Source organism: Caulobacter sp. FV1ye13L, assembly GCF_058681155.1.
This window is the reverse complement of sequence record NZ_CM178732.1, coordinates 1,804,008-1,828,738: the sequence shown is the minus strand read 5'-3', so window position 1 is coordinate 1,828,738 and position 24,731 is coordinate 1,804,008. Positions and strand designations below refer to the sequence as shown.

The window sequence follows — 24,731 nt, the reverse complement described above, 5'->3', positions numbered from 1 at the left end:
GGTTCGGCGCCAGATCGCGCTTCCACTTAGAAAAGAGCCTTCCCGGGACGGGAAGCCCCGTCCCGGGAAGGCTCGAGCATGCGATCCAGGACCGCTTCAAGACGCCGCGCCAGGCGGGCCGAGCCATAGTCGCGCAGCACGGTCTCGCGGGCGCGCTGGCCCATGGCGCGGGCGAGGTCGGGCACAGCGATCAGGTCGGCCAGGGCGTCGGCCAAGGCCACGGGATCATCGGGCGGCACGAGGCGGCCGGTTTCGCCGTCCACGACCATCTCGACCGGGCCATCAATGGCCGACGACACCACCGGCAGCGCCACGGCCATGGCCTCCAGCAGGGCCAGGGGGAAACCCTCCTGGTGCGACGGAAAGGCGAAGAGGTCGCCCATGGCCAGAAAGCCCGAGACGTCGGCCGTCCAGCCGATCAGGCTGACGGCGGCGCCCAGGTCCAGTTCGGCGATCAGGCGCTCCAGATGCGCGCGCTCCTCGCCCTCGCCGGCGATGTCGCACACCACGTCCAGGCCGCGGGCGCGCAGCAGGCCGATGGCGCGGATCAGGATGTCGAAGCCCTTTTTGGGATGCAGCCGGCCGGCGGCCACCACCCGGATGGCCGTGCCCGGCGCGGCGAAGGGATCGGCCTGGGCGGAGGGCTCGGCCACGGCGTTGGGCACGAAGTGGGCCCGCGCCGACGGCACGCCGCGCGCCACGGCCAGCTCGGCCAGATGGCGTCCGACGCAGATATAGTGGGCGCCCTCGATCACGTCGAAGACCGGCTTGTGCACGCAGATCGCCTGCACCACCCCGACCGGCGCCAGTCGGCCAAACAGCCGCGCGGGCCGCTGGCCGTGGCTGAGGATCAGGCCCGGGCGCACCTTTTCGACCAGTCGCCGGGCGGCGCCCACGGTCCAGGGATCCCAGTCGGTAAAGGCGGGCATCAGCGCCAGCGGCGGCGAGCGCATGGCCTCGGCCCCGCTGACCGCCCCGCCCCGGCGCACCACGCCCGTGCAGGTTCCGCTGTGCTTGGCGGCATAGGCCTCGAGGATCGGCTGGTAGTCGAGGAACACGCGCTCCAGACCGCCCAGCCCCTTGCCCAGCATGGCGTGCAGGATGTTGGTCACGGCGGGTCTCCGATACGGCGAGGCGCGCGGACCATCTGCGGGTGGGTCGGGCGTGTCAATCTAGAGCCTGCGGCGGCCGGCGCCGCCTGGCCGGCTTAGTCCAGCAGCCGCGCCGCGACCTCTTCGCCGATGGCCAGAGAGCTGGTCAGGCCGGGGCTCTCGATGCCAAAAAGCGCCATGAGGCCTGCAAGGCCGTGGTCGTCCTGGCCGCGCAGCTGGAAGTCCGGCTGCGGCTCGCCCGCGCCATGCAGCTTGGGCCGCACGCCGGCATAGTCGGGGGTCAGGGCGCCGTCGGGCAGGCCTGGCCAGAACTTGCGGATATAGGCGGCGAAGACCTCGGCCCGGGCCGGGTCGACGGAATAGTCCGGCTCCGGCACAAATTCCAGATCGGGGCCGAACACCGCCTGGCCACCCAGGTCGTTGCGATAGTGGGTGCCCAGCGCCCCAGGGATCGGCGGCGGATAGATCAGCCGCTGGAACGGCGCCTTGCCGGTCAGGCGGAAATAGACGCCCTTGCCGAAGTGGCCCTTGGGAATGCCATCTTCCGGATAGCCTTCGATCCGCGCCGCCACGGCCTGGGCCGACAGCCCCGGCGCGGTGACCAGCAGCCGGCAGGTCAGGGTGGTGGGCTCGGCCCCGCCGGCCCGCACCGAGAAGCCGCCGTCGGCCAGGGCTTCCGCACCCTCGAACGGCGTGGCGATCACCACCGCCCCGCCGGCCGCCTCGATCTCGCCCTGCAGGGCCAGCATGTAGCCGTGGCTGTCGAACACGCCGCTTTCCGGCGACAGCAGGGCGGCGTGGGCGTTGAGGCCGGGCTCCATGGCCCTGGCCTGTTCGCCGGTCAGGCGCTGCATGCCTTCGACGTCGTTCGCCAGAGCCTGGGCCCAGATGCCGTCGAGGCGCGCGACCTCCTCGTCGCTGGTGGCCACCACCAGCTTGCCGCACTTCTTGTAGGAGACGTTGTGCCGGTCGAGGAACGTGTAGAGCAAGCGTCGCCCCTGCACGCACAGCCGCGCCTTTAGCGAACCGGTGGCATAGTAGAGCCCGCCGTGAACCACCTCGGAATTGCGCGACGACACGCCCTGACCGATATGGCCCTGCTCTTCCAGCACCGCCACGACCAGGCCGCGCTTGGCCAGCGCATAGCCACAGGCCAGGCCCACGGCGCCGGCGCCGACGACGACAGCGTCGAAATCAAAGGTCTCGCTCACTCGTCGGCGGCCTTGGCCTGCGCCTTCAGGTTGGTCAGCATCTGCGTCAGCGAGATATTGCCGGCCACCGGCTCTTCGGGATCGACCAGGTCGAAATCCAACTCGTCCAGCAGCGCTTCGAGCTGCTCGGAGCCTCCGACGATCTCGGCGGCGCGGCGATAGTTGAGCTCGGCCAGTTCGGCGGCGACGCCTTCGTCCAGCGACGCGAACTCGCCCCGCTCCACCCGGGCCTGCAGATCGGCGGCGTCCTCGGCGGAAAGCTGCACCGTGACGTGAGGGGGATCGAGCGGTCTGGTCATGGCGCAGAGCCTAACACGAACGCCCCGCCGTGCGACACCTCGGCGGCGCGGGCGGTTGACAAGCCGGGCCACGGCGGCAAGGTCCGACCAATGACAGCGCTAGTCAGGCCAATGGCGGCGCACTGTCCAAGGGGGGAATTTCGACCATGGACCGCGACGCGCCGACCGTCTCCATGCGCAACGACCTGATCGACACGCTGCGCGCCTTCGCCCTGATCGGCGTGTTCATGGTCCATATGTTCGAGCAGTTCGAGATCTACTGGGCTTCCCCCCAGCAGACCCTGACCCACACCCTGATCACCACCCTGATGATGGGCAAGGCCTTCGCCCTGCTGGCCCTGTGCTTTGGGCTGAGCTTCTTCCTGCTGATGGACCGCTCGGCCCGACGGGGCGAGGACTTCTCGGCGCGCTTTGTCTGGCGAATGGCGCTGCTGGCCGTGATCGGCATGGTCCACGGCCTGATCTATCGCGGCGACATCCTGGTGGTGCTGGCCCTGTTGGGCATCCCGCTGATCCCGTTCTATCGCGCCTCGACCAGGGTGCTGGCGGGCGCGGCGGCGCTGTTCCTGCTGCAGCCGTGGATGTGGGCGCAGATCGCCATCGCCGCCTCGGGCGCGCCCTGGGCCAATACGCCGCCCCACCACTGGACCGACCCGGCCCTGGCGCTCTACCAGACCGCAGACCTCGCGGCGGTGCTGAAGACCAACCTGTTCGAAGGCCAGCTGACCAAGTGGTGGTTCTTCATCGAGACCGGCCGGCTGAGCCTGGTGCTGGGCCTGTTCCTGATCGGGCTGATGCTGGGCCGCAGCGGCTTTCTCGACGCGCCGCAGCGCTTCATCGTCCAGCGCCGCGTCGCCCTGGCCGTGCTGGCGACCACCGCCCTGGCGCTGTACCTGGCCAAGCCGCACCTGACCGCCCTGCTGCCCGAGACGCCCGAGCCCGGCATGGCGCGCGTCGCGGCCGGAAACCTGCTGGGCGGCTGGTTCGACATAGCCCTGATGGGGACCTATGCGCTGCTGATCGTCGAGGCCTATCAGGGCCTTGCCGGCAAGGCCCTGCGCCTGCTGGCCCCGATGGGCCGGATGACCCTGACCTTCTATGTCGTCCAGTCGCTGATCTGGGCGCCGGTGTTCTACGGCTTTGGCCTGGGCGCGTGGAAGACCCTGCCGCAGGCGACCGCCCTGTGGCTGGGCGTGGGCTATCTGGTGGTCCAGGCCGTCATCGCCCGACTATGGTTCAGGCGCTTCGCCTATGGCCCGCTGGAGTGGCTGTGGCGGGCGGCGACGTATCGGACGTGGAAGGTGCCGTTCGTCAGGCGGGTTTGATCGCTATCACCTGAAAGGCGTGGGCCTTCTTGCGCCGTGCCGCACGCCGAGGATCAGGATATCGTTCTCGCGCACACGATACAGAATGACATACGGCCTGATCGCCACGCCGCGTACGCCGGCGCCAAAGTCAGACCGCAGCCCGTATCCTTCCGGCGCGTCGGCTATGCTGTGGCAGCGCTGGATGATCTGTTCGACAAAGGCCTCGGCGGCGCGGGGCTTGTCGATGGCGATTTCATTGCCGATGCTGCGGATATCGACCACAGCCGTCTTGCTGAGCCGAACCGACTTCAACCCTGGCTTTCCTGGATCTCCGCCCGCCGCCGGTATTCCGCCTTGAGGTCGTAGAGAAACTCAAAAGCGTCGACTTCGCCGAGACCAGCCTCGACCTCTACGCTTTCGGCCAAGGCGTGAAACGCCGCCTCACCGCCGACCAGCTCTACCGCCCGAAAATGTTCCAGCTCAAGCAAGGCGGCCGTGACCGCCTCATCCAGCGTCGCGAACTCACCGGCGCCGACACGGCGGCTCAGATCCTCCACCGCACTGGACGGAAGATTGACCGAAACAGGCGCGTTCTTGACCGGCTTGTTCATGGCCCCAGCCTATCACGAACCTTCGGGAGAGCCAGAGTCCCTACCCCGCCCACTGCTCCCACAGCTTGGCCTCAGCCGCCTTGGCCGTGACCACCGACGCTTCCTTCACGTGGCCGTAGCCGCGGATGGTCTGCGGGATCTCGGCGATCTTGAGGGCCAGAGCCGCGTTCTCGGGCCGCAGGCCGGCTGACAGGCGATCGAGCGCGACCTCGTAGTCCGCCATCAGGCCGCGTTCCATCCGGCGCTCTTCGGTCTTGCCGAAGATGTCGAACGGGCCGCCGCGCAGGCCCTTCATCTTCGCCATCAGCGGGAAGGCGTAGTCGAGCATCCAGCCGCCGAAGGCGATCTTCTTCGGCTTGCCGTCAGGACCCTTGGCGCCGATGATCGGCGGGGCCAGCCAGACCTTGGCCTTGCCGCCCTTGAAGGTCCCGGCGAGTTCCGCCGCGAAGCGACCGTCCGTGTACAGACGGGCGACCTCGTACTCGTCCTTGTAGGCCATCAGCTTGTAGAGATTGACCGCCGCCGCGCGGGTCAGCGGCAGGGCGCTTTCGGCGCCGCTGACCGCGACCTCGGCCGCGCGCACCTTGGCCACCTTGGCGGCGTAGCGGTCCGCATAAGCGGCGTTCTGATAGGCGGTCAGCTCGGCCGTGCGCTTGGCGATCAGGTCGTCCAGCGGCATCGTCTCGGGCGTGGCCACGGCGTCGACCTTGGGGCCGGCGGCCGTGGGGTCGTGGGCGATGCGGCGGCCCAGCTCGAAGGCCTGCAGGTTGGCGTCGGCCTCGACCCCGTTCAGCTTGATGGCCCGGTAGAGGGCGCGGCTGGACAGCGGGATCACGCCGCGCTGCCAGGCGAAACCGACCATGATCATGTTGGCGAAGATGGCGTCGCCGAACTGGCTTTCGGCCAGATGCTGGGCCGGGCAAGCGTCGAACGACTTGGACGCCGCCTTGACCCGACGGGCCATGGCGCCGCTGTCGAACTTGACGTCGCGGCTGGTGACGAAGTCGGCGGTGGGGGCGAAGTCGCTGTTGCCGAAGGCGGCGGTGCGGTCCTTGGCGTACAGCGACAGGCCTTCCGGCGAGGCGGCCACCAGCAGGTCGCAGGCGATCAGCACGTCGGTGCTGGCGGCCGGGACGCGACCGCCGACCACGGTCTCTTCGGTCTCGCCGATCTTGACGTGGCTGAACACCGAGCCGCCCTTCTGGGCCAGACCGGTCATGTCGACCACGCTGCCCGAGCGCCCGTCGATATGGGCGGCCATGGCCAGGATCGAGGCCACGGTGGTCACGCCCGTGCCGCCGACGCCGGTGAACAGGATCTTACGCACGCCGGCCAGGGGCTCAAATTCCGGCAGCGGCGTGGAGTCGGCCGTCAGGGCGGCGGGGGCCTTTTTCGACTGCGCGCCCTCGGCCCCTTCCAGGGTGATGAACGACGGGCAGAAGCCTTCGACGCAGGAATAGTCCTGATTGCAGCTGGACTGGTTGATCTTGCGCTTGCGCCCAAATTCGGTGTCCAGCGGCTCGACCGAGACGCAGTTGGACTTCACCGAGCAGTCGCCGCAGCCTTCGCAGACCAGCGGGTTGATGAAGACGCGCTGGGTCGCCTTGGCCATGGTCCCGCGCTTGCGACGGCGGCGCTTTTCGGTGGCGCAGGTCTGGTCGTAGAGCAGAACCGTGGTCCCAACCGTGTCGCGCAGCATCTTCTGCACGGTCATCAGCTCGGATCGTGGGAAGACCTCGACGCCGGGGGCCAGATCCTTGACCTCGGCGTAGCGTTCCAGCTCGTCGACGACGATGACTGTCTTGGTCACGCCTTCTGACGCCAGCTGACGGGTGATCTGAGCGGGGGTGAAGCCGCTCTCGGCCTTCTGGCCGCCGGTCATGGCGACGGCGTCATTGAAGAGCAGCTTGTAGGTGATGTTGGCTTTCGCCGCGATCGCCGCCCGGATCGCCAGCGAGCCGGAGTGATTGTAAGTGCCGTCGCCCAGGTTCTGGAAGACGTGCTTCTCGGTGGTGAACGGCGCCGCGCCCACCCAGGTCAGGCCCTCGCCACCCATGTGAGTGTTGAGGTCGGTCGCGGGATCGTTGAAGCCGGCCATGTAGTGGCAACCGATGCCGGCCAGGGCCCGCGAGCCTTCCGGCAGCTTGGTCGAGGTGTTGTGCGGGCAACCCGAGCAGAAGAACGGCTTGCGGGCCTGATCGGCGGCGAGGCTGACGGCGGCGACGCCGGCGGCCGAGACGCGGTCCAGATAGGCGCGGGCCCGTTCCATGTGCGGCCCGTCGGGCAGGCGGTCATAGATGGCCAGGGCGATTTCGGCGACCGACAGCGAGCCCAGCTCCGACAGCAGCGGGTGATGGTGCTCGTCGGTCTTGCCGATGATGCGCGGGCGGGCCTGCGCCGGCAGGTCATAGAGCGCGGCGCGCGCCTGGGGCTCGATCAGGCCGCGCTTGTGCTCGATGACCATCAGGGTCTCGAGGCCGGCGGCGAAGGCGCGGATGCCCAGGGGCTCCAGCGGCCAGGGCATGCCGACCTTGTAGATCGACACGCCGAGGTCGGCGGCTTCCTGCAAAGTCATGCCCATGGCCGTGAAGGCCTCCAGCACGTCCTTGTAGGCCTGACCCTGACAGACGATGCCCAGGCGGGCCTTGCCGACCCGCACGTGCGAGGCGCCCAGCACCACGCGGTCGATATGGTTGGCGCGGGCGAAGGCCAGGGCGGCGGGAATCTTGTGGAGGCGGAGGCGACGCTCCTTCTCCATCGGCTGATCCTTCAGCCGGATGCCGAGTCCCCCCGGAGGCATAGCGAAGTCGGGGAGGATGATCTTGTGTCGGTCCAGCGAGACGTCGATCGTCACGCCGCTATCCATGGTGTCAGCCAGAGCGATCATGCCGGTCCACAGGCCGGTGAACCGCGACATCGCGATCCCCATCAGGCCGTAGTCGAGCACTTCCTGCACGTCGGCCGGCGACAGCACCGGCATTTCGAAGTCCTGGAAGGCGAACTCCGACTGTGACGGCAGGGTCGAGCTCTTGCAGGCATGGTCGTCGCCGGCCACGGCCAAGACGCCGCCGGTCGGGAAGCTGCCGGCGAAATTGGCGTGCTTGAAGACGTCGCCGGTGCGGTCGACGCCCGGCGCCTTGCCGTACCACATGCCGAACACGCCATCATGGGTCGCGCCCGGGAACAGGTTGGCCTGCTGGCTGCCCCACACGGCGGTGGCGGCCAAGTCTTCGTTGAGGCCTTCCTTGAAGACCACATCGTGGGCGGTGAGCAGCTTGTTCAGGCGCGCGGCCTGCTGGTCCAGCCCCCCCAGCGGCGAGCCGCGATAGCCGGAGAGAAAGCCCGCCGTATTCAACCCCGCCTTGCGGTCCAGGCGCTTGCGATCGAGCAAAACCCGGATCAGCGCCTGCACGCCGGTGATGAAGGCGCGACCATCTTCGAGAAGATATTTGTCGTCTAGAGTGACTTCCGAGTGCCTCATGGCAAAAAAATTCCTCCCGGGTCTTCTCGCCCGCGTAGCAATATCTTATAGAAACAGGGAAATTGTTTGCCCAAGGCGTGCCCTACCCATGGCCGCTTTCGGCATGATCGCCGCGCCAAATGACCTCTGGGGGAGGAATTCTTGTCCGAACAACTCGACGCCGTGGATGCCAAGATCCTCGATCTCATCCAGCACGACGCCGGACTGTCTGTCGCGGAGATCGCGGAACGAGTCGGATTGTCGTCCAGCCCGTGCTGGCGGCGGATCAAAAGGCTGGAAGACGCCGGCGTCATCCAGCGCCGCGTCACCATCCTGGACCGCGAGAAGCTGGGCCTGGGCTTCGAAGTCTATTGCACTGTCAAGCTGTCGCTGCCGACCAAGGAAAACCTCGACACGTTCGAGCAGGCCGTCAGCAAGTGGGCCGAGGTGGTGCAGTGCGCGACCGTCACGGGCTCGGCTGACTACGAGATGCGCATCGTCACCCGCGACATGCGCGCCTTCGATGAGTTCCTGCGCGACAAGCTGCTGTCGCTGGGCCTGGTGAGCAACATCGAAAGCCGGATCGTCATCCGGGGGGTCAAGAACTCCACCGCCGTGCCGCTGGGTCTCGTCAGCCCCTATGTCAGCCCGCTGGGCTAAGGCGCTCGCGAGCGCCGCCGTCGGCGCGCTCGCCTTTTGCCTGACCACGCCGTCCCTGGCCGAGGGACGGCTGGACGCCTTCCGCCGCCTGCGCGCCGAGGGCCTGGCCGCCGCCAAGGCCGGCGACATGGCAGCCGCTCAAGCCCGGCTCAGCGAGGCGGTGACGACGATGCCGTCACACCCCGGCGCCATCCTGCTGCTGGCCCGTCTGAAGGCCGCCGACGATCCCGCCGGCGCGGTCGCCCTGCTGGCCCGCCACGCGGCCATGGGCCTGACCCACAACGCATCCGCCGATCCGGTCCTCAAGGCTCTGGCCGAGCGCCCCGACTACGCCCCGGTCGCCGCACGGGTCGCCGTCAACCGCCAGCCAATCGGCGCGCTGAAGCCGGTCAAGGACTTCGCCGGCCCCGTCCTGACCGAGAGCGTCGCCTATGACAGCAGGACCGGCCGCCTGCTGGTCAGCCAGATCCACACCCGACGGATCGTCGCCATCGGCGAGGACGGCGCGGTCTCAGAGTTTACGGCGCCCTCCGACGACATCTGGGGCGTGTTCGGTATCGCCATCGATGCGCCGCGGCGGATTCTATGGGCCCTGACCGCCGCCACGCCCCAGGCCAAGGGCGTCGCCGCCACCGATCTGGGCGCGACCGCCCTGTTGCGCATCGATCTGGACACCGGCAAGACCCTGGCCCGCCACGTACCGCCCGCTGACGGGGCCAAGCGCCAGCTGGGCGACCTGACCGTGGGCCCCGCCGGCGCGGTCTATGCCTCCAATTCCCTGGGCGGCGAGATCTGGCGGCTGGAGCCCGGAGCCAAGGCGCTGGACCGGCTGGTCTCCTCGCCCGAGTTGGGTTCGCCCCAGGGCCTGGCCCTGACCGCCGACGGCAAGCATCTGCTGGTCGCCGACTATTCCCGCGGCCTGCACGTGGTCGACCCGGCCAGCGGTGCGGTCTCGCCCGTGGCGACGCCGCCGGACGTGACCCTGCTGGGCGTCGATGGCCTGACCCGCGCCGGCCAATCCCTGATCGCCGTCCAGAACGGCGTCGCGCCCCAGCGGCTGCTGCGCCTGTGGCCGACGCCGGACGGAAAGCGCCTGACCCGAGTCGAGACCCTGGCCGCCAACCTGCCCGAGCTGGATGAGCCGACCAGCGGCGCGATGCGCGGCGACGACTTTGTCTTCGTGGCCCGCAGCCAGTGGACCGAATTCGGCGACGACGGGCTGAAGACGGCGGAGCCCAGAGCCGCGCGTGTCATGGGCATCGCTGTGTCGCGCTAGCGCGAGGCGCATTTCGACAAGACGCTCACCGCAACCTGTGAGAATCTCCGGCCATCCCCGCGCCGGAGTCCTCCATGATCGACCTCGTTATCGAAGCCCGCCGTCACGACATCGGCAATTTCGAGGTCGGGCGCGTGCTGCCGTTCCACGCCCACCGCATGGTCGGCCCCTTCACCTTCCTGGACCACATGGGCCCCGCCGAGTTCGCGCCGGGGTTTCCCAAGAGCGCCGACGTGCGGCCTCATCCCCATATCGGCCTGTCGACCCTGACCTATCTGTTCCAGGGCGAGATCACCCACCGCGACAGCGTCGGCTCGCTGGCGGTGATCAAGCCGGGCGAGGTCAACTGGATGACGGCCGGCAGCGGCATCACCCATTCCGAACGCTTCGAGACCCTGCGTCGTCAGGGCGGCCGGATGGACGGCATGCAGGCCTGGATCGCCCTGCCCCAGGAGTTCGAGGAGGTGCCTCCCAGCTTCAGCCACCACGAGGGCGACGCCGCCCTGCCCGCCTATGAGAGCGGCGGGCTGAAGGCGCGGCTGATCGCCGGCGAGGCCTTCGGAGCCAAGACCAATGTGCCGGTCTATTCGCCGCTGTTCTACGTACACTGGGAGCTGGCGGCCGGAACCACCGCCGCCCTGCCCGCCGAATATTCCGAGCGCGCGGCCTATATCGCCAGCGGCCGGGTCGAGGTGGACGGACGCGAACTGACCGCCCTGCAGATGGCCGTGTTCGCGCCGGGCCAGACCATCGTCTTCAAGGCCCTGGAGCCCTCGACCGTCATGCTGCTTGGCGGCGAGCCCGTGGGGCCGCGCTTCATGGAGTGGAACTTCGTCTCCTCGTCAAAGGACCGGCTGGAACAGGCCAAGGCCGACTGGAAGGCCGGCCGCATGAAGCTGCCCGACCTCGACCACGACGAGTTCATTCCCCTGCCCGAGGCCTAGGACGCGGCGCACTGATCCGACAGGCGCCGGCCGCCCGCCTGGCGGCCGGCACTACTTGTAGCGACGGTTCTCGCGGATGCCGAACCGCAGATAGTGCTTCTTGGCGTCGACGCGGGCCGCCGCCACATCGGGATTGAGCGCCAGATAGCGTTGCGGATCGAAGTCCGGCGGCGTCTTGCCGGGAACCGGCGCGGGCTGGGCGGCGCCGACCGGCGAGGCCCGACGCTGGACCTGCTCGACCGGGCGATCGACATAGACGTTCGGCGCGGTCTGGCCGGTGGTGATGTCGACGATCTGGCGCAGGTCCAGATTGCCCATCAGCGGGTCCGAGAAGGCCGGCGTGTAATAGGCGCAGTCGTCGAAATAGTAGTGCGTCACCTGCGACCAGCGCGTCCGCGTCGGATCGTTCTGGCGGCTGCCGCCATGCAGCAGGTTGGCGGCCCAGATCAGCGCCTGGCCCTTTTTGGGCCGAAACAGCTCCGGCTGGGCGCCCGAGGCTTCGACCATGGCGTCCCAGACGTCTTCATAGGGCTTCTGGGCCATGAAGTCGGCCCCGGTCCCGATCACCTTGCCGATCATGTCGTTATAGACGATCGGCCACTTGTGAGAGCCCGGATAGTAGACCAGCGGGCCGGCGTCGGGATGAATGTCCTCCATCGCCAGCCAGACGCCGCACATGAAGCGCTCGGGAATGCTCGAGAAGTGGATCGAGTCCGAATGGATGTGCTGCTGGGTCCCGACGGGAAAGTTCAGCGTCTGGAACGGGAAGGCGCGCCGGCCGTACAGCTTGCTCAGCAGATCGGTCACCACCGTGTTGGCGGCGATGGCGCGGACATCCTCGTTGGTCCGCCAGGCGTCCTGCACGCGCTGATCCTTCCGGGCCCAGCCGTGGGCGCGGTAGTGCTCCAGATCATATTCCGGCGTCAGGGCCGCGATGATGCGCTCGATCCGCTGGTCGATCTGCTCGTCAGGGAAGTCAAAGACCGCGAAGCCCTTCTCGTTCAGCTGAATGGCGATGTCGCGCTCGCTGTTGGACAGGCCCATGTCGTGCAGCGAGGCCGCAAACAGCATCGACTCGATGACCGGCACGCCCGGCAGAAGCTTCTGGGAAACAGTCATGAGACCTTCGCGGCGACAACCTTGGGTACGGAACCGACTTAACCGATATCGAAGCGTGATTGCCAGTCCCGGCGCGAAGCGCCGAGGCCTTAAGGGGTTTATCGGGAATGTCCGGATTTATCGGGTCGATGTCCGGTTTACGGCTGTCGGGCTTGTCGGGTCGCATTTGCAGGCTGCGCGCCGCAATGACGGTTGATCGCGCCCCGCTGGTGCGATCATAAACCTGCATGACCGACACCGATCTCACCACCTTCGTTCGCGGCCTGCCCAAGGCCGAGTTGCACATGCACATCGAGGGCAGCCTCGAGCCCGAGCTGATGTTCGAACTGGCCGAGCGCAACGGCATCGCCCTGCCCTTCAAGTCGGTCGAAGAGATCCGCGCCGCCTACGCCTTCTCAAACCTGCAGGACTTCCTGGACATTTATTACCAGGGCGCGGGCGTGCTGATCACGGAGGTCGACTTCAAGGACCTGGCCCTGGCCTATTTCCGCCGCCTGGCGGCAGATGGCGGCACCCACGCCGAGATCTTCTTCGACCCCCAGACCCACACCGATCGGGGCATCGCCTTCGATGTGGTCATGAACGGCCTGCTGGCCGGCATGGACGAGGCCGAGAAGACGCTGGGCGTCACTTCCAAGCTGATCCTCTGCTTCCTGCGCCATCTGGACGAAGACGCCGCCTTCGCCACCCTGGAGCAGGCCAAGCCCTGGCTTTCAAAGATCGCCGGCGTCGGTCTGGACAGCTCGGAGGTCGGCCACCCGCCGGCCAAGTTCGCCCGGGTGTTCCAGGCGGCCCGCGACCTCGGGCTCAAGATCGTCGCCCATGCCGGCGAGGAAGGCCCGCCGGCCTATGTCTGGGAGGCCATCGACCTGATCAAGGTCGACCGTATCGACCACGGCAACCGCGCGCTGGAAGACGAGGCCCTGACCGCGCGGCTGGTGCGCGATGGCGTGACCCTGACGGTCTGCCCGCTGTCGAACCTCAAGCTGTGCGGCGTTAAGACCCTGGAGGAGCACCCCCTCAAGCGCATGCTGGACCTGGGCCTGAAGGCCACGGTCAATTCCGACGACCCGGCCTATTTCGGCGGCTATCTGCTTGAGAACTACATGGCCACGGCGACGGCGGTGGGCCTGAGCCGCGACGAACTGGTGACCCTGGCCCGCAACAGCTTCGCCGGGTCCTTCCTCAGCGAGGCGGAAAAGGCCGAGCGAATCGCGGGCGTTGAGGCCTACGCGGCGGCGAACTAACCCGCCACAGCGCTGCGCAGCACCGCTGCGATATCGTCCAGGGCCTCAAGACCCAGGTCCGGATCGATACGGATCACCACCACCGAACCCGCCAGGCGGTCGGCGACCGGGGTCTCGTCGGCGTCCATGTCACGGGTGCGGAACGAAGCGCCGATGGCTTCCACGCCGGCCTCGCCGAGCTTTGTCAGCACGCCGGCGGCGGTGTCGTCGGGCAGGCTGAAGGCGCAGGTCTCGGACACCCAGCTCATGCCCCAGCCGGGCTGGAAACCGATCGGCGCATCCAGCAGCAGCACGCGCAGGCGCTGGGCGGCAGTGGCCAGGCGCGGACGCCTTTGCGGCCACAGGTCCAGGCCCGCCTCGCCTTCGAACAGTGGGGCGTCCATGGCGTTGATCGGGGTGGCGTCCTCGCAGGCGACGAACACGCCCTGGCCGCTGGGCAGGCCGACAATGACCGGCACCGGGGCGCTCTGGATGACGTCGAAGGCCTCGACGGCCTCGACCAGGATCGGCAGGCCGGTCTCGTCGCGAAAGGCGGCCCAGGCGCGCAGGTCGGGCGCGCGGCCATGGGCGCCGGCCGGCAGGATGGCTTCCAGCGGCCCCGGAGCCTCGGGCAGGCGCTCGCGCAGATGCGAGGGGTCGAACATCCAGCTGAACGGATCGACATCGACCAGCCAGGGCTTGAGGCCGGCCGCGTCAACGCCGGCCAGGGTCTCGGAGCAGGCCAGGGCCGACACCACGCAATAGCCGCCGGGACGGACGCCCAGGGCGGTCAGGGCGACGGAAACGGCCTGCGCGTGATCGGACAGCACCCGCACGGCCACGGGGCGGCAAAAGCGCGACATCAGGCCCGCTTCCTCGCCCGGACCATGGCCGGCTGCGCGCAGGGCCTCGGTCACGGCGTCGAAGTCCACCGGCAGGGAGGGCGCGCGCTTCTTGGCGGTGGTCGGCTGCGGAACGGGGGCGGCGGCGGGCGAAGGACGCATGGGGCAGGCGCTTCCACGAGAGACCGGTTCCGCCCTATGGCGTCACCTTATGGTTAAGCAACCGTAACAACCGATTCCGTTCGCCCCACTGCGGCGCGCCGTCGCGGGGAAAAGCTCAAGCTTTCGATGAAGCCTGCCATGAGTCGCGCAGTTCGCGCTTGAGAACCTTGCCGATGTGGCTCCGCGGCAAAGCATCGACCAGGTGCAACTCCGCCACGCGCTGGGTCTTGCCCACCCGACTATTGACGAAGGTCTTGATCTCGTCGGCGTCGGCGATCGCGCCGGCCTTCAGGGCCACGAAGGCCACCGGCGTCTCGCCCCAGGCGTCCGACGGCACACCGACCACGGCGGCCTCGGCGACGGCCTCGTGCTTGACAATCTCGGCCTCCAGATCGCTGGGATAGATGTTGAAGCCGCCGCTGATGATCATGTCCTTCTTGCGGTCCATCAGCGTCAGGAAACCCTCCTCGTCGAACCGGCCCACATCGCCGGTGCGGATGAAGCGCAGCCCTTCGGGTGAGACCCAGGTCGCCTCGGCGGTCTTGCCCGGCTGGCCGTGATAGCCGTTCATCATGCCGGCCGACCGCCCGACGATCTCGCCGACCACGCCGGGCCCGACCTGCATGCCGTCCTCGTCGATCAGCCGGATGTCGTGGCCCGGCGCCGGCTGGCCGACCGTGTGGAGCTTGTCCGGGTGCTCATGGCACATCAGGATGCAGGTGCCGCCGCCTTCGGTCATGCCGAAATACTCGACCAGCCCGCCGGGCCAGCGCTTGAGCACATCGGCCTTGAGGTTGGCCGCGAACGGCGCGCTGGTGCAGAACTTCAGGTGGGTGGTCGACAGGTCGTAGCGGTCGAAGTCCGGCCGCTCCATCAGGCGGCGGTACTGCACGGGCACCAGCATGGTGTGGCTCATGCGGTGCATCTGGGCCAGCTCCAGATACCGGCCGGCGTCGAACTTCTTCATCAGCACCACCGTGCCGCCGCCCGCCAGGGTGGGGAAGAAGCAGACCAGGGTGGTGTTGGAATAGAGCGGGGTCGACAGCAGGGTCACCGCAGTGGGGCCATAGCCGACGGCGTCGCCCCGGAAGACGTGCTTCCAGCGCATGGCGTGCGACTGGACGATGCCCTTGGGCGTGCCGGTGGTGCCGCTGGAATAGATGATGTTGAACGGCGCTTCGGGCGCGATCTCGACGGGCGACGGCTTTGCGCCTTCAGGAGCCAGCCAGGCATCGAAGGCCTCACCAGCGCTTGAGCCGTCCAGCGCGATCAGGCGCACCGGAACCGGCGCGGGCTTCTGGGCCTCGGCCACGCCGGCGTCGAGGAAGAACAGCCTGGCCCCGCAGTCGGCGACCATGCCGGCTATGGCCTCGGGCGTCGAGGACGGCGCGATCGGCGCCACGGCCACTCCGGCCCGCAGGCCGCCCAGGAACACCGCCGTGTAAGGGATGGATGAGAGGGCGCAGACCGCGACCGCCTCGCCCGGCGCGATCCCGTCGCGTTGCAGGGCCGCCGCCACGCGATCTGCCAGGGCGTCGAACTGGCCGTAGGTCACCGCCTCGCCGGTTTCCATGACGACGGCCGGATGGTCGGGGTTTTGCGCCGTCCGCAGCCGCAGAATGTCGCCCATCACGCCGTAGTCGGCGGACATCATGGCAGCGATGGTGGTCATGGGCTTCTTCCTAGAACTCAAAACTCTTGTCATCCCGGGCGGCGAAGCCGACCCGGGACCCAGGGGCCAGTGCAGTGCGGTTGCCCCTGCGTCCCGGCTCTCCGCTTCGCTGCGGCCGGGATGACAAGCTTTTTTGGATGGCGCCGAACGCTATGCGTCCTTGAAGCCCTTGCCCTCGGCTACCAGCCGCTCCAGCAGGGCCGACGGCTTGAAGTCCTCGCCCAGCGTGGCGTGGAATTCCTTCATCTTGGCCAGCACCTTGTCGAGGCCGACCAGTTCGCCCCAGAACATCGGGCCGCCGGTATAGACCGGCCAGCCATAGCCGTTGAGCCACACCGTATCGATGTCCGACGCCCGGATGGCCTTGCCCTCTTCGAGGATCTTCGCGCCCTCATTGACCATGGGGTACAGGCACCGCTCCAGGATCTCCTGGTCGGTGATGTCGCGGCGCTGGATCTGGCGCTTCTCGGCGAAGTCGCGGATCACTTCCTCGACGATCGCCGAGGGCTTGGCCACGCGGTTTTCGTCGTAGTCGTAGAAGCCCTTGCCGTTTTTCTGGCCGCGACGGTCCATCTCGCACAGCACTTCGCGGACGGTCGAAGACGAGGTCTTGGCCGAGTCCCAGCCGATATCGAGGCCGGCCAGATCGCTCATCGCGAACGGGCCCATGGGCAGGCCGAAGTCGTAGAGCACGCGGTCGACATCCCAGGGCATGGCGCCTTCCAGGATCAGCTTCTGGGCCTCGCGCTGGCGCTGGGCCAGCATGCGGTTGCCGACAAAGCCGTGGCAGTTGCCGACCAGCACCGCGACCTTGCCGATCTTCTTGCCGATCTGCATCGAGGTGGCGATCACCGACTTGTCGGTCTTCTCGCCGCGCACGATCTCCAGCAGGCGCATGACATTGGCCGGCGAGAAGAAGTGCAGGCCGATCACGCTTTCCGGCCGCGAGGTCGAGGCCGCGATCACGTCGATGTCGAGATACGAGGTGTTAGAGGCCAGGATCGCGCCGGGCTTGGCGATCTTGTCCAGCTTGCCGAACACTTCCTTCTTGATCTCCATCAGCTCGAACACGGCCTCGATGATCAGGTCGCAATCGGCCAGGTCTTCGAGGCTCATCGAAGGCGTCAGCAGCGCCATGCGCTTTTCGACGTCGTCCTGGGTGATGCGGCCCTTCTTGGCGGTGTTCTCGTAGTTCTTGCGGATCACCGCGACGCCGCGATCCAGGTTTTCCTGCTTCATCTCGATGATGGTCACCGGGATGCCGGCGTTGAGGAAGTTCATCGAGATGCCGCCGCCCATGGTGCCGGCGCCGATGACGCCGACCTTCTTGACGGGGATGATGGCGGTGTCGTCCGGCACGTCGGGGATCTTGGCGGCCTGGCGTTCAGCGAAGAACACATGGCGCTGGGCGGCCGACTGGTTGCCGGTCATCAGCTCCATGAACAGCCTGCGCTCGGCCTTGAGGCCCTCGTCGAAGGGCAGGTTCACCGCCGCCTCGATGCACTTGATGTTGTTTTCCGGAGCCATGAAGCCGCGGAACTTCTTGGCGTTGGCGGCGCGGAAGGCGGCGAAGATCTCGGGCTTGCCGCGAGCGGCCTCGACCTTGGCGTTCAGCTCGCGAACCTTGGCCAGGGGCCGCTTCTCGGCCAGCACCTTTTGGGCGTAGGCGATGGCGCCGGCGCGGAGGTTACCCTCCTCCACCAGCTCGTCGAACAGACCCATGGCCAGAGCGGCCTTGGCCGGCACGTGCTGGCCGCTGGTGACCATCTCCAGCGCCTTCTCGACGCCGACGATGCGCGGCAGTCGCTGGGTGCCGCCGGCCCCCGGCAGCAGGCCGATGTTGACTTCGGGCAGGCCGCCCTTGGCCGAGGGCACGGCGACGCGGTAATGCGCCACCAGCGCCACTTCCAGACCGCCGCCCAGCACCGTGCCGTGGATCGCGGCGATCACCGGCTTGGGCGAGTTCTCGATGGTGTTCTGCACGTCCTGCAGGGACGGGCCGGTCATGGCCTTGCCGAACTCGGTGATGTCGGCGCCGGCGATGAAGGTCTTGCCCTCGCAGATCAGCACGATGGCCTTGACGGCCGGATCGGCGATGGCGGCGTCAAAGGCGCCCGAAAGCCCCTCGCGCACGGCGGCCGACAGTGCGTTGACCGGCGGCGAGTTCAGCGTGATGACGCCGATGTCGCCTTCGACAGTTAGATCGGTGACGGCGTTGATCGCGGTCATGGCGGTTTCCACCCCTGCTCTTTTGAACGGTTGTTTGAAGACAAAACCTGCACGGCCAGACGCGGATGTCCAGCCTGACGAAGCGGCGCCCGAATTGTGGGCAGCCGGCGTTGACGACGTGGTGAACATACTACAAGTTCGAAACAGTAATTTCAGCCAAGATTGTCCGTGGGGGCGGACGACGCGTTGAACGCGGTCGGCCCTCCACTGTCATGAGAACGGTCGGGCTGGGGGAGGGCGTACGCGTGGAAGCTGGGACTTGGGACGCGACTTGCAAGCGTCCCGGAATTTCGAAGTCATGGTTTTTGCGTGGGCGCGGCGCGTTGTGGCCAATGCGTCGAACTTAGGTAAAGCGCACTTCGGCGCGGGAGCCCGGCTCCCGCGCCGCTTTTCTTTCGCGCCTGCCGCTAGGCCGCTGACTCCGTGAACGCCGAATAGACCAGCGTCCGCAATTCGCGCCGGATCGGGTAGGCGGTCGACGGCATCAACTGGGTCATGAACACCACCGCCAGGTCTTCGACCGGATCGATCCAGAACGCCGTCGAGGCCATGCCGCCCCAGAAATATTCGCCGTGCGAGCCGATGTTCTTGGTCCGCGCCTGGTCGACCGTCATCGCAAAGCCCAGGCCAAAGCCCAGGCCCTCGAACACCGCCTCGCTGAACAGCGACTTGGACAGCTCGGTCAGTTCCTTGCCGCCCGGCAGGTGGTTGATGGTCATCAGCCTGATGGTCTTGGGGCTGAGCAGCCGCGCGCCGTCCAGCTCGCCGCCGTTCAGCAGCATGCGGCAGAAGCGCATATAGTCGTCAGCCGTCGAGACCAGGCCGCCGCCGCCCGACTTGACCGAGGGATCGGTCAGATAGCGGCTCTTTTCCGGATCGTCCTGCAGGACGATCTTGCCCGACGGGGTCAGGGCGTAGCAGGCCGTGAAGCGGGCGCGCTGGCTTTCCGGCACGAAGAAGCTGGTGTCGACCATCTTCAGCGGATCGAAGATGCGGCTCTTGAGGAAGGCGTCGAAGGGCTGGCCGGAGATCTTCTCGACCAGATAGCCCAGCACGTCGGTGGCCACCGAATAGTTCCAGGCATCGCCGGGGCTGAACTCCAGCGGCACGGTTCCCAGCCTGTCGATAAACTCCTGCAGGCCGCCTTCGCTGTCGATGCCGTCCAGCTTCAGCTTGCGATAGGCCGCGTCGACATTGGTGCGCTGCTGGAAGCCATAGGTCAGGCCGGCCGTGTGGCGCAGCAGGTCCAGCATCCGCATCGGTTCGGCCGACCGCTTGGTCTGGAATGCGCCCTGCACGCCCGCCTGGAAGACACCCAGGTCACGCCAGGCCGGAATGAAGCGATGGACAGGGTCGTCCAGCGAGACCTTGCCCTCCTCGACCAGCATCATGAAGGCGACGCTGGTGACCGGCTTGGTCATCGAATAGATGCGAAACAGGCTGTCGGCCTTCAGCGGCTTGCCGCGCTCGATATCGGCCGATCCCAGCACGGACGTATAGGCCAGCTGGCCGCGTCGCCAGACCTGGGTCAGGGCGCAGGGCAGCTTGCCGCTGTCGATGTATTTTTCCTGGATGAAGGTCTCGATGCGCTTCAGGCGCTCGGACGACAGCCCCACGGCTTCAGGCGTGCTCACGATTCTACATCTCCCCTGCGACCGCCCCCGCAGGGAGGGCGTTGTTTTTGTTGGCGACGAGACCTTGTGAAGCGGTGTTCGCTCTACGCGCCTCGCGCAGGGTTATTGAAAACGAGGGAACGCCGATGGGCAAGGACCTGAGCGACAAGGCCACCCTGGAAGACGTCGAAGGCGCCCGGCCGATCGGTGTTCTGCAACAAAGCTGAAAAACGCCGGATCAGAAGGCCTGTTATTGTCGAGATAATCGGGGCGCGGCCTTTGCGCAGCCCCTCGGCGCGCCTAAATTGCACCAAGTAGTCGAACAACCGGCGTAGACGGTGCTTCGGGGGTCCTGCGTATGGATGATGGACGGATCGCGGGCGTGGCCACGGCGCGCTATGCGCGCAAGAAGGAAGCCATCCTGGCGGCGGCCACGGCGATCCTCAACCGTCAGGGCGTGCGCGGCATGACCCTGGCCGACGTCGCCGCCCGCGTGGGCCTGATCACCACCAGCGTCACCTACTACTATCGCAAGAAGGACGATCTGGCGGCCGCCTGCTTCATGCGCGGCCTGGAGCGGTTCGACGCCATGATCGCCCAGGCGGCGGCCCAGCCCGATCCGCCCTCGCGCCTGAAGACCTTCATCGATCTGTATCTCGATCTGAACCGTCGCGTACGGCTGGGCGAGGCCACGCCCCTGACCAGCTTCACCGAGATCAAGGCCCTCAAGGAACCGCTGCGCTCGTCGGTCTCCAACGCCTTCAATGACCTCTTCCGCCGCGTGCGCGGCTTCTTCGAGGGCGAGGGCTTCGAGCACCTGGAAAAGCGCCAGCGCAACGCCCGCACCCACCTGTTGATGGAGCAGGTGTTCTGGTCGGGCACCTGGCTGCGGCGCTACGACGTGGACGACTACGAGCGCGTCCGCGACAAGATCTACGACATCCTGATCGGCGGCCTGGCCGCACCCGGCCGCGCCTGGGCGCCCGCCGCCCTGCCCGACCCGACCCCCGTCTCGGCCGAAGGCCAGGAATGGCGCGAGACCTTCCTGGTCGCCGCCACCCGGCTGATCAATCAACGCGGCTATCGCGGCGCCTCGGTCGAGGACATATCGGCGGCGCTGAACGTGACCAAGGGCTCGTTCTACCACCACCACGAAGACAAGGACGCCCTGGTGGTGGAGTGCTTCCAGCGCACCTTCGCCGTGACCCGCAAGTCTCAGGTCGACGCCCGCGCCAGCAAGGGCTCGTCCTGGGACCAGGTGGCCGCCGCCACCGCGACCCTGGTGGCCTATCAGTTGTCGGACCACGGCCCCCTGCTGCGGGCCTCGTCGATGGGGGCCCTTCCCACCGATATCCGCCACGACATGGCCGAAGGCTATGGCCGGGGCTCCGAACGGTTCGCGGCGATGATCTCGGACGGCATCGCCGACGGCTCGATCCGACCCGTCGATCCGATGATCGCCGCCCACATGATCAATTCGATGCTCAACGCCGCCGCCGCCCTGGGCGCCTGGGTGCCTGGCGTCGAGCGCGACGAGGCGGCTGAACTGTTCGCTCGTCCGCTGCTGATGGGCGTGTTCACGCGCTGACCTTCTCCCCCAAACGAAAGAAGCGCGCCCCGCGAAGGGCGCGCTTCCGTCTTGGTCTCTCCAGCGAGATCTAGAACTTCTTGCGCAGACCGATCTTGTAGGTCCTGCCCAGCGGGTCCCCGGTGAAGGGGTCGTAGCCAAGGTCCAGACGGGCGTAGGACGGATCCTTGTCGAACAGGTTGGTGATCGCCGCAGTAACCGTGGTGTCCCAGGGCAGGAAGACGCGATAGGCCAGATCGGTCAGGATCTGGGCGTCGATCGTCTTGCCGTTGGTGATCTGCACGCCCGCGCCGGTGGTGTCCTTGTAGGCGTTGGCCGCGAAGGGCGCCGTGCGCTGGTCGGTGTAGGAGTCGATGTAGTGGACAGTCAGGCGCACATTGTGCGGCCCCATGCTCCACTCGCCGTGAATGTCGCCCTTCCACTGCGGGATCGGAACGACCGTGGTCTGGTAGTTCAGCAGGCCCACAGCATCGAAGGCCTTCTCGACCACCACGCCCTCGACGCTCGTGGCGCCGACCTTGTATTCGGCGATGTAGGTGGCGTTGCCGCCGACCGAGAGGTCCCCGCCCAGCACGTTGTCGAACCGGTAGTCGGCCGAGAAGTCGAAGCCCGAGTTCTTCACCGCCGCGCCGTTGATGTAGTTGGTCTTCAGGCGGGCGATGGTGGTGGGCGGACCGCAGGCGCCGTTGAAGGTGAACCGCGCGGCCAGGGCCGGATAGAGGGCGCAGTTGTTGGCCCCCGTGGCGCCGTTCGGATAGAGGGCGTTGACGATGCCCGCCACCGGCTCGGTGACGATCGGGTTTTTGAAGTCGAACTGGAAGTAGTCGATGCTGGCCTTGAAGTTGCCGGCGTTGAAGATCAGGCCCGCATTGTAGGTATTGGCCTTTTCCGGATTGAGGTTCGGGTTGCCGAAGATATCGACGGCCCGGAACGTGCCCAGGATGCTTTGCAGCGACGTCACAGAGGTGGTGGTGGTGATCGGGTCCGGCGGGCCGCGGAACGTGGAGCCGGCCGATCCGCGCACGGCCAGCCAGGGCAGAGCCTGCCAGCGCGCCGAGATCTTGGGATTGAAGGTGTCACCCACCGCTCCGCCATAGTCCTCGAAGCGGGCGGCCAGTTGCACCTGGAAGGTGTCAGTCATCGGCACCGACAGTTCACCGAACGCGGCCATCACGTCAGACTGGTTATCGGCCTCGTTGCCGACACCCAGGAACATGAAGGGGCCGTTGCGCTGCGAGCCCGTACAGGTCGTGACGCCGAAGTCGGGCGTGTTGACGCACGGATTGATCGCCGCGTTGCTGATGTCGTTGTAGTCGGCCTTGAAGTAGCTGCGGCGGTACTGCACGCCCGCCGCCCAGGCCACGTCGCCGCCGGCCAGGCTGATGCCGGTCTTGCCGTTCAGGACCGCTTCACCGACGAACAGTCGCGACGATTGCTTGGTCGACAGCTTCTGGAAGAACCACTTGGCGAGGTCCTTGTTGATCGCCAGGGCGGAGTTGTAGGCCGGATTGGCCGCGCCCGTGATGGCGTTGCTGGGAATCGCGCTGGCGAAGGGGTTGAAGTACATGCAACCGCCGACCCCGGCCGTACCCTGGATGCCGGGCAGGCTTGGGTTGCTGTCGCAGGTCGGGCCGCCCAGGCCTTGCAGGGACAGGGCGTAGCGGTTGACCAGGGTGTCATAACCCGTGCGGATGCCGATTTCCTGGGAATAGGTCAGCGCCATTTCCCAGCCGATGCCGTTGTCGAACTCGCCCTTCAGGTCGCCCGAGACGCGGAAGGCGTCGAAGGCGCGTGAGCCGATCGAGGGGCCGTAGCCGAAGGCCGGGTTGCCGCCGATGCCGAAGGGGCGGTTGGCGGCGTTGATGGCGCCGAAGGCGAAAATCGATCCCGGCGCCGTGAACTGGGTTCCATTGACCAGATTGGTCAGCTGAACCGTCGGGTTGGATGCGATGAAGGCCTGCAGGCCCGGATTGCTGGCCGGCACAATATAGCGCCCGGCAATGGGCGAAGCTTCGGCCGTGGGAACCGCTAGGGCGGCATAGGACGGCGAGGTGTTCCAGTCAGGCACGTCGGTGTGGGCGTACAGCACCTCGACATGGAACTTGGTCTTGTCGGAAAGGTCGGCATTGACCTCGCCATAGATCTGGATTGCGTCAGACTTCTCGACCAGGTTGTCGAACGGCGTGTAGTGCCAGTAGCAGACCGGCGTCAGGCCGCTGAAGCCGGGGAAGCCGCTGAGGCCGGCGCAGCCCGGGTCGCGCATGCCGCTGGTCGTGCTGGCCAGGGGGATGAAGGTCGATGGGCTGCCCGCCGCTGACCAACCGGCTTCCGGATTGTTCAGATAGGGCGTGTTGGCCCAGCTGCGCTCGGCGACGCTGAGCTTGGAGCGGTGCTGCCAGCCGGCGCTGACCAGCAGGTTGCCGTTGTCCCAGATCTTGCCGAAGGTGGCGTTGAGGCTGTGGTCGCCGTCAGAACCATCGATCACCCGATAGTCGGCGCCCACTTCCAGCCCGTTGAAGTTCTTCTTGGTGATGAAGTTGACGACGCCGGCGATGGCGTCCGAGCCATAGGTCGCCGCCGCGCCGTCCTTCAGCACTTCCAGCCGGCCGATGGCGGCGGCGGGGATGATGTTGGTGTCGACGATGCCGGCGCCGGCGGCGCCGAACGGGTTGATCGCCAGGCGGCGACCGTTCAGCAGCACGAGGGTGCGCTGCGAGCCCAAACCGCGAAGATTGACCGAGCCGGAGCCTTCTGACCCCTGGGCGCGGCTGTCGAACTGGTTGGTGTCGCCCAGAACCCCGCTGGAGACCGACAGGGCCTTGAGCAGTTCGACGGTCGAGGGAGAGCCTCGCTTCTGCAGTTCTTCGGCGCCGATCACATCGACCGGGAGGGCGGCATCCTCGGGAGTGCCACGGATGAACGAGCCGGTGACGACGACTTCCTCGACCTCGGTGGGCGTGGTGTCAGGCCGGGTCTGGGCGTGAGCCGCCCCGGCGCTTAGGGCGATGGCCAACGCCAGTGACGAGCCGCCGCGCAGGAACACGGTTCTTTTCATTATGCTTCCCTCCCTCGTTTGCTTTTTTGATGCTTATTTCTAGGGGGCCGTGGTCGATCTCAGCCGTCTGGACGCCTTGCACGACAGGTCGCTGGCCAAATTACGCCATCGAGGGCGAAATCTGGCGCCGCAGCATTTTCGAAACCTGATGATGCACCGCACCTAACCGACACGCCTGGGAGCTCCCTGAGCCGGATACCGGAAAACGCAAGCTTACTGCCTCGAAAAACGGCGCGAGGCGGGGCCCGAACCTGAATCCGAACGCCTGTTTCGATGATGCGGTATGTTTCCAAGGGACGCAACTGCCTGTCTGTCGCGCGAACGCGCGAGCCGCCTCAATCAAGT

18 protein-coding genes and 2 pseudogenes are annotated in these 24,731 nt (G+C 67.1%); 7 read left to right on the top strand and 13 right to left on the bottom strand.

Features of this window, described 5'->3' with window-relative positions:
* Positions 1 to 26: 26 nt before the first annotated feature.
* The 3 genes from ACW176_RS08685 to ACW176_RS08675 form a co-directional block, all read right to left on the bottom strand.
* Complete coding sequence (locus tag ACW176_RS08685; RefSeq protein ID WP_492111638.1) at positions 27 to 1,112, bottom strand: glycosyltransferase; 1,086 nt, start codon at positions 1,110 to 1,112, stop codon at positions 27 to 29.
* A gap of 95 nt (positions 1,113 to 1,207) precedes the next feature.
* On the bottom strand, positions 1,208 to 2,323 hold the full coding sequence (locus ACW176_RS08680; RefSeq protein ID WP_492111637.1) for an NAD(P)/FAD-dependent oxidoreductase: 1,116 nt from the start codon (positions 2,321 to 2,323) through the stop codon (positions 1,208 to 1,210).
* The gene (locus ACW176_RS08675; protein ID WP_419254151.1) at positions 2,320 to 2,622 is read right to left on the bottom strand and encodes a hypothetical protein; all 303 of its coding nucleotides are present in this window, start codon (positions 2,620 to 2,622) and stop codon (positions 2,320 to 2,322) included. Before ACW176_RS08675 ends, ACW176_RS08680 begins: the two co-directional genes overlap by 4 nt.
* Positions 2,623 to 2,768: 146 nt before the next feature.
* On the opposite strand from ACW176_RS08675, the gene ACW176_RS08670 reads away from it, so the two are divergent.
* On the top strand, positions 2,769 to 3,947 hold the full coding sequence (locus tag ACW176_RS08670; RefSeq protein ID WP_492111636.1) for a DUF418 domain-containing protein: 1,179 nt from the start codon (positions 2,769 to 2,771) through the stop codon (positions 3,945 to 3,947).
* 6 nt (positions 3,948 to 3,953) lie between these two features.
* Here the strand turns inward: ACW176_RS08670 and ACW176_RS08665 are convergent, their stop codons facing one another.
* The 3 genes from ACW176_RS08665 to ACW176_RS08655 are packed head-to-tail and all read right to left on the bottom strand — an operon-like array spanning position 3,954 to position 8,021.
* The gene (locus ACW176_RS08665; protein ID WP_492111635.1) at positions 3,954 to 4,241 is read right to left on the bottom strand and encodes a type II toxin-antitoxin system RelE/ParE family toxin; all 288 of its coding nucleotides are present in this window, start codon (positions 4,239 to 4,241) and stop codon (positions 3,954 to 3,956) included.
* The gene (locus ACW176_RS08660; protein WP_492111634.1) at positions 4,238 to 4,540 is read right to left on the bottom strand and encodes a hypothetical protein; all 303 of its coding nucleotides are present in this window, start codon (positions 4,538 to 4,540) and stop codon (positions 4,238 to 4,240) included. The genes ACW176_RS08665 and ACW176_RS08660 overlap by 4 nt, the downstream gene beginning before the upstream one ends.
* A gap of 40 nt (positions 4,541 to 4,580) precedes the next feature.
* Positions 4,581 to 8,021, bottom strand: coding sequence for an indolepyruvate ferredoxin oxidoreductase family protein (locus tag ACW176_RS08655; RefSeq protein ID WP_492111633.1), 3,441 nt, complete (start codon positions 8,019 to 8,021; stop codon positions 4,581 to 4,583).
* Between the two features lie 141 nt (positions 8,022 to 8,162).
* On the opposite strand from ACW176_RS08655, the gene ACW176_RS08650 reads away from it, so the two are divergent.
* From ACW176_RS08650 to ACW176_RS08640, 3 genes are all read left to right on the top strand, one after another.
* Positions 8,163 to 8,660 (top strand): Lrp/AsnC family transcriptional regulator, encoded by a 498-nt coding sequence (locus tag ACW176_RS08650; RefSeq protein ID WP_419254149.1) that lies wholly within the window; start codon positions 8,163 to 8,165, stop codon positions 8,658 to 8,660.
* Complete coding sequence (locus tag ACW176_RS08645) at positions 8,641 to 9,936, top strand: SMP-30/gluconolactonase/LRE family protein (protein ID WP_492111632.1); 1,296 nt, start codon at positions 8,641 to 8,643, stop codon at positions 9,934 to 9,936. Before ACW176_RS08650 ends, ACW176_RS08645 begins: the two co-directional genes overlap by 20 nt.
* A 74-nt stretch (positions 9,937 to 10,010) precedes the next feature.
* Complete coding sequence (locus tag ACW176_RS08640; RefSeq protein WP_492111631.1) at positions 10,011 to 10,880, top strand: pirin family protein; 870 nt, start codon at positions 10,011 to 10,013, stop codon at positions 10,878 to 10,880.
* Between the two features lie 51 nt (positions 10,881 to 10,931).
* Here ACW176_RS08640 and ACW176_RS08635 read toward each other — a convergent pair whose 3' ends face one another.
* The gene (locus tag ACW176_RS08635) at positions 10,932 to 11,999 is read right to left on the bottom strand and encodes a phytanoyl-CoA dioxygenase family protein (RefSeq protein WP_492111630.1); all 1,068 of its coding nucleotides are present in this window, start codon (positions 11,997 to 11,999) and stop codon (positions 10,932 to 10,934) included.
* Positions 12,000 to 12,226: 227 nt separating this feature from the next.
* Here ACW176_RS08635 and ACW176_RS08630 point away from each other — a divergent pair, with 227 nt between their 5' ends.
* Positions 12,227 to 13,246 carry an adenosine deaminase gene (locus ACW176_RS08630; protein WP_492111629.1) on the top strand — a complete coding sequence of 340 codons (1,020 nt, stop codon included), beginning with the start codon at positions 12,227 to 12,229 and terminating at the stop codon, positions 13,244 to 13,246.
* Here the strand turns inward: ACW176_RS08630 and ACW176_RS08625 are convergent.
* From ACW176_RS08625 to ACW176_RS08605, 5 genes and pseudogenes are all read right to left on the bottom strand, one after another.
* A complete protein-coding gene (locus ACW176_RS08625; RefSeq protein WP_492111628.1) occupies positions 13,243 to 14,229 on the bottom strand; it encodes a DegT/DnrJ/EryC1/StrS family aminotransferase in 987 nt (328 codons plus the stop codon). The two genes, ACW176_RS08630 and ACW176_RS08625, sit on opposite strands and share 4 nt — an antisense overlap.
* 115 nt (positions 14,230 to 14,344) lie before the next feature.
* A complete protein-coding gene (locus tag ACW176_RS08620; protein WP_492111627.1) occupies positions 14,345 to 15,901 on the bottom strand; it encodes a class I adenylate-forming enzyme family protein in 1,557 nt (518 codons plus the stop codon).
* Between the two features lie 45 nt (positions 15,902 to 15,946).
* A pseudogene (locus ACW176_RS08615) lies at positions 15,947 to 16,036 on the bottom strand (hypothetical protein); the annotation flags it as partial.
* A 15-nt stretch (positions 16,037 to 16,051) separates the two neighbouring features.
* Entirely contained in the window at positions 16,052 to 18,142 is a 2,091-nt protein-coding gene (locus ACW176_RS08610; protein ID WP_492111626.1) for a 3-hydroxyacyl-CoA dehydrogenase NAD-binding domain-containing protein, read from the bottom strand.
* Positions 18,143 to 18,537: 395 nt separating this feature from the next.
* The gene (locus ACW176_RS08605; protein WP_492111625.1) at positions 18,538 to 19,764 is read right to left on the bottom strand and encodes a serine hydrolase domain-containing protein; all 1,227 of its coding nucleotides are present in this window, start codon (positions 19,762 to 19,764) and stop codon (positions 18,538 to 18,540) included.
* Positions 19,765 to 19,838: 74 nt separating this feature from the next.
* Between ACW176_RS08605 and ACW176_RS08600 the strand changes: the two genes are divergently transcribed.
* Together ACW176_RS08600 and ACW176_RS08595 are read left to right on the top strand one after the other, a co-directional pair.
* Positions 19,839 to 19,970, top strand: a complete 132-nt coding sequence (locus ACW176_RS08600; protein WP_492111624.1) for a hypothetical protein — start codon at positions 19,839 to 19,841, stop codon at positions 19,968 to 19,970.
* A 131-nt stretch (positions 19,971 to 20,101) separates the two neighbouring features.
* Complete coding sequence (locus ACW176_RS08595) at positions 20,102 to 21,331, top strand: TetR/AcrR family transcriptional regulator (protein ID WP_492111623.1); 1,230 nt, start codon at positions 20,102 to 20,104, stop codon at positions 21,329 to 21,331.
* Positions 21,332 to 21,401: 70 nt separating this feature from the next.
* Here ACW176_RS08595 and ACW176_RS08590 read toward each other — a convergent pair.
* A pseudogene (locus tag ACW176_RS08590) lies at positions 21,402 to 24,674 on the bottom strand (TonB-dependent receptor); the annotation flags it as partial.
* Positions 24,675 to 24,731: the final 57 nt, after the last annotated feature.

Excerpts from the sequence above, each read along its gene's own strand:
- ACW176_RS08635 (WP_492111630.1), bottom strand. The coding sequence starts at position 11,999 with ATGACTGTTTCCCAGAAGCTTCTGCCGGGCGTGCCGGTCATCGAGTCG.
- ACW176_RS08640 (WP_492111631.1), top strand. The coding sequence starts at position 10,011 with ATGATCGACCTCGTTATCGAAGCCCGCCGTCACGACATCGGCAATTTC.
- ACW176_RS08595 (WP_492111623.1), top strand. The coding sequence starts at position 20,102 with ATGGATGATGGACGGATCGCGGGCGTGGCCACGGCGCGCTATGCGCGC.
- ACW176_RS08625 (WP_492111628.1), bottom strand. The coding sequence starts at position 14,229 with ATGCGTCCTTCGCCCGCCGCCGCCCCCGTTCCGCAGCCGACCACCGCC.
- ACW176_RS08660 (WP_492111634.1), bottom strand. The coding sequence starts at position 4,540 with ATGAACAAGCCGGTCAAGAACGCGCCTGTTTCGGTCAATCTTCCGTCC.
- ACW176_RS08670 (WP_492111636.1), top strand. The coding sequence starts at position 2,769 with ATGGACCGCGACGCGCCGACCGTCTCCATGCGCAACGACCTGATCGAC.
- ACW176_RS08645 (WP_492111632.1), top strand. The coding sequence starts at position 8,641 with ATGTCAGCCCGCTGGGCTAAGGCGCTCGCGAGCGCCGCCGTCGGCGCG.
- ACW176_RS08630 (WP_492111629.1), top strand. The coding sequence starts at position 12,227 with ATGACCGACACCGATCTCACCACCTTCGTTCGCGGCCTGCCCAAGGCC.
- ACW176_RS08620 (WP_492111627.1), bottom strand. The coding sequence starts at position 15,901 with ATGACCACCATCGCTGCCATGATGTCCGCCGACTACGGCGTGATGGGC.
- ACW176_RS08655 (WP_492111633.1), bottom strand. The coding sequence starts at position 8,021 with ATGAGGCACTCGGAAGTCACTCTAGACGACAAATATCTTCTCGAAGAT.
- ACW176_RS08675 (WP_419254151.1), bottom strand. The coding sequence starts at position 2,622 with ATGACCAGACCGCTCGATCCCCCTCACGTCACGGTGCAGCTTTCCGCC.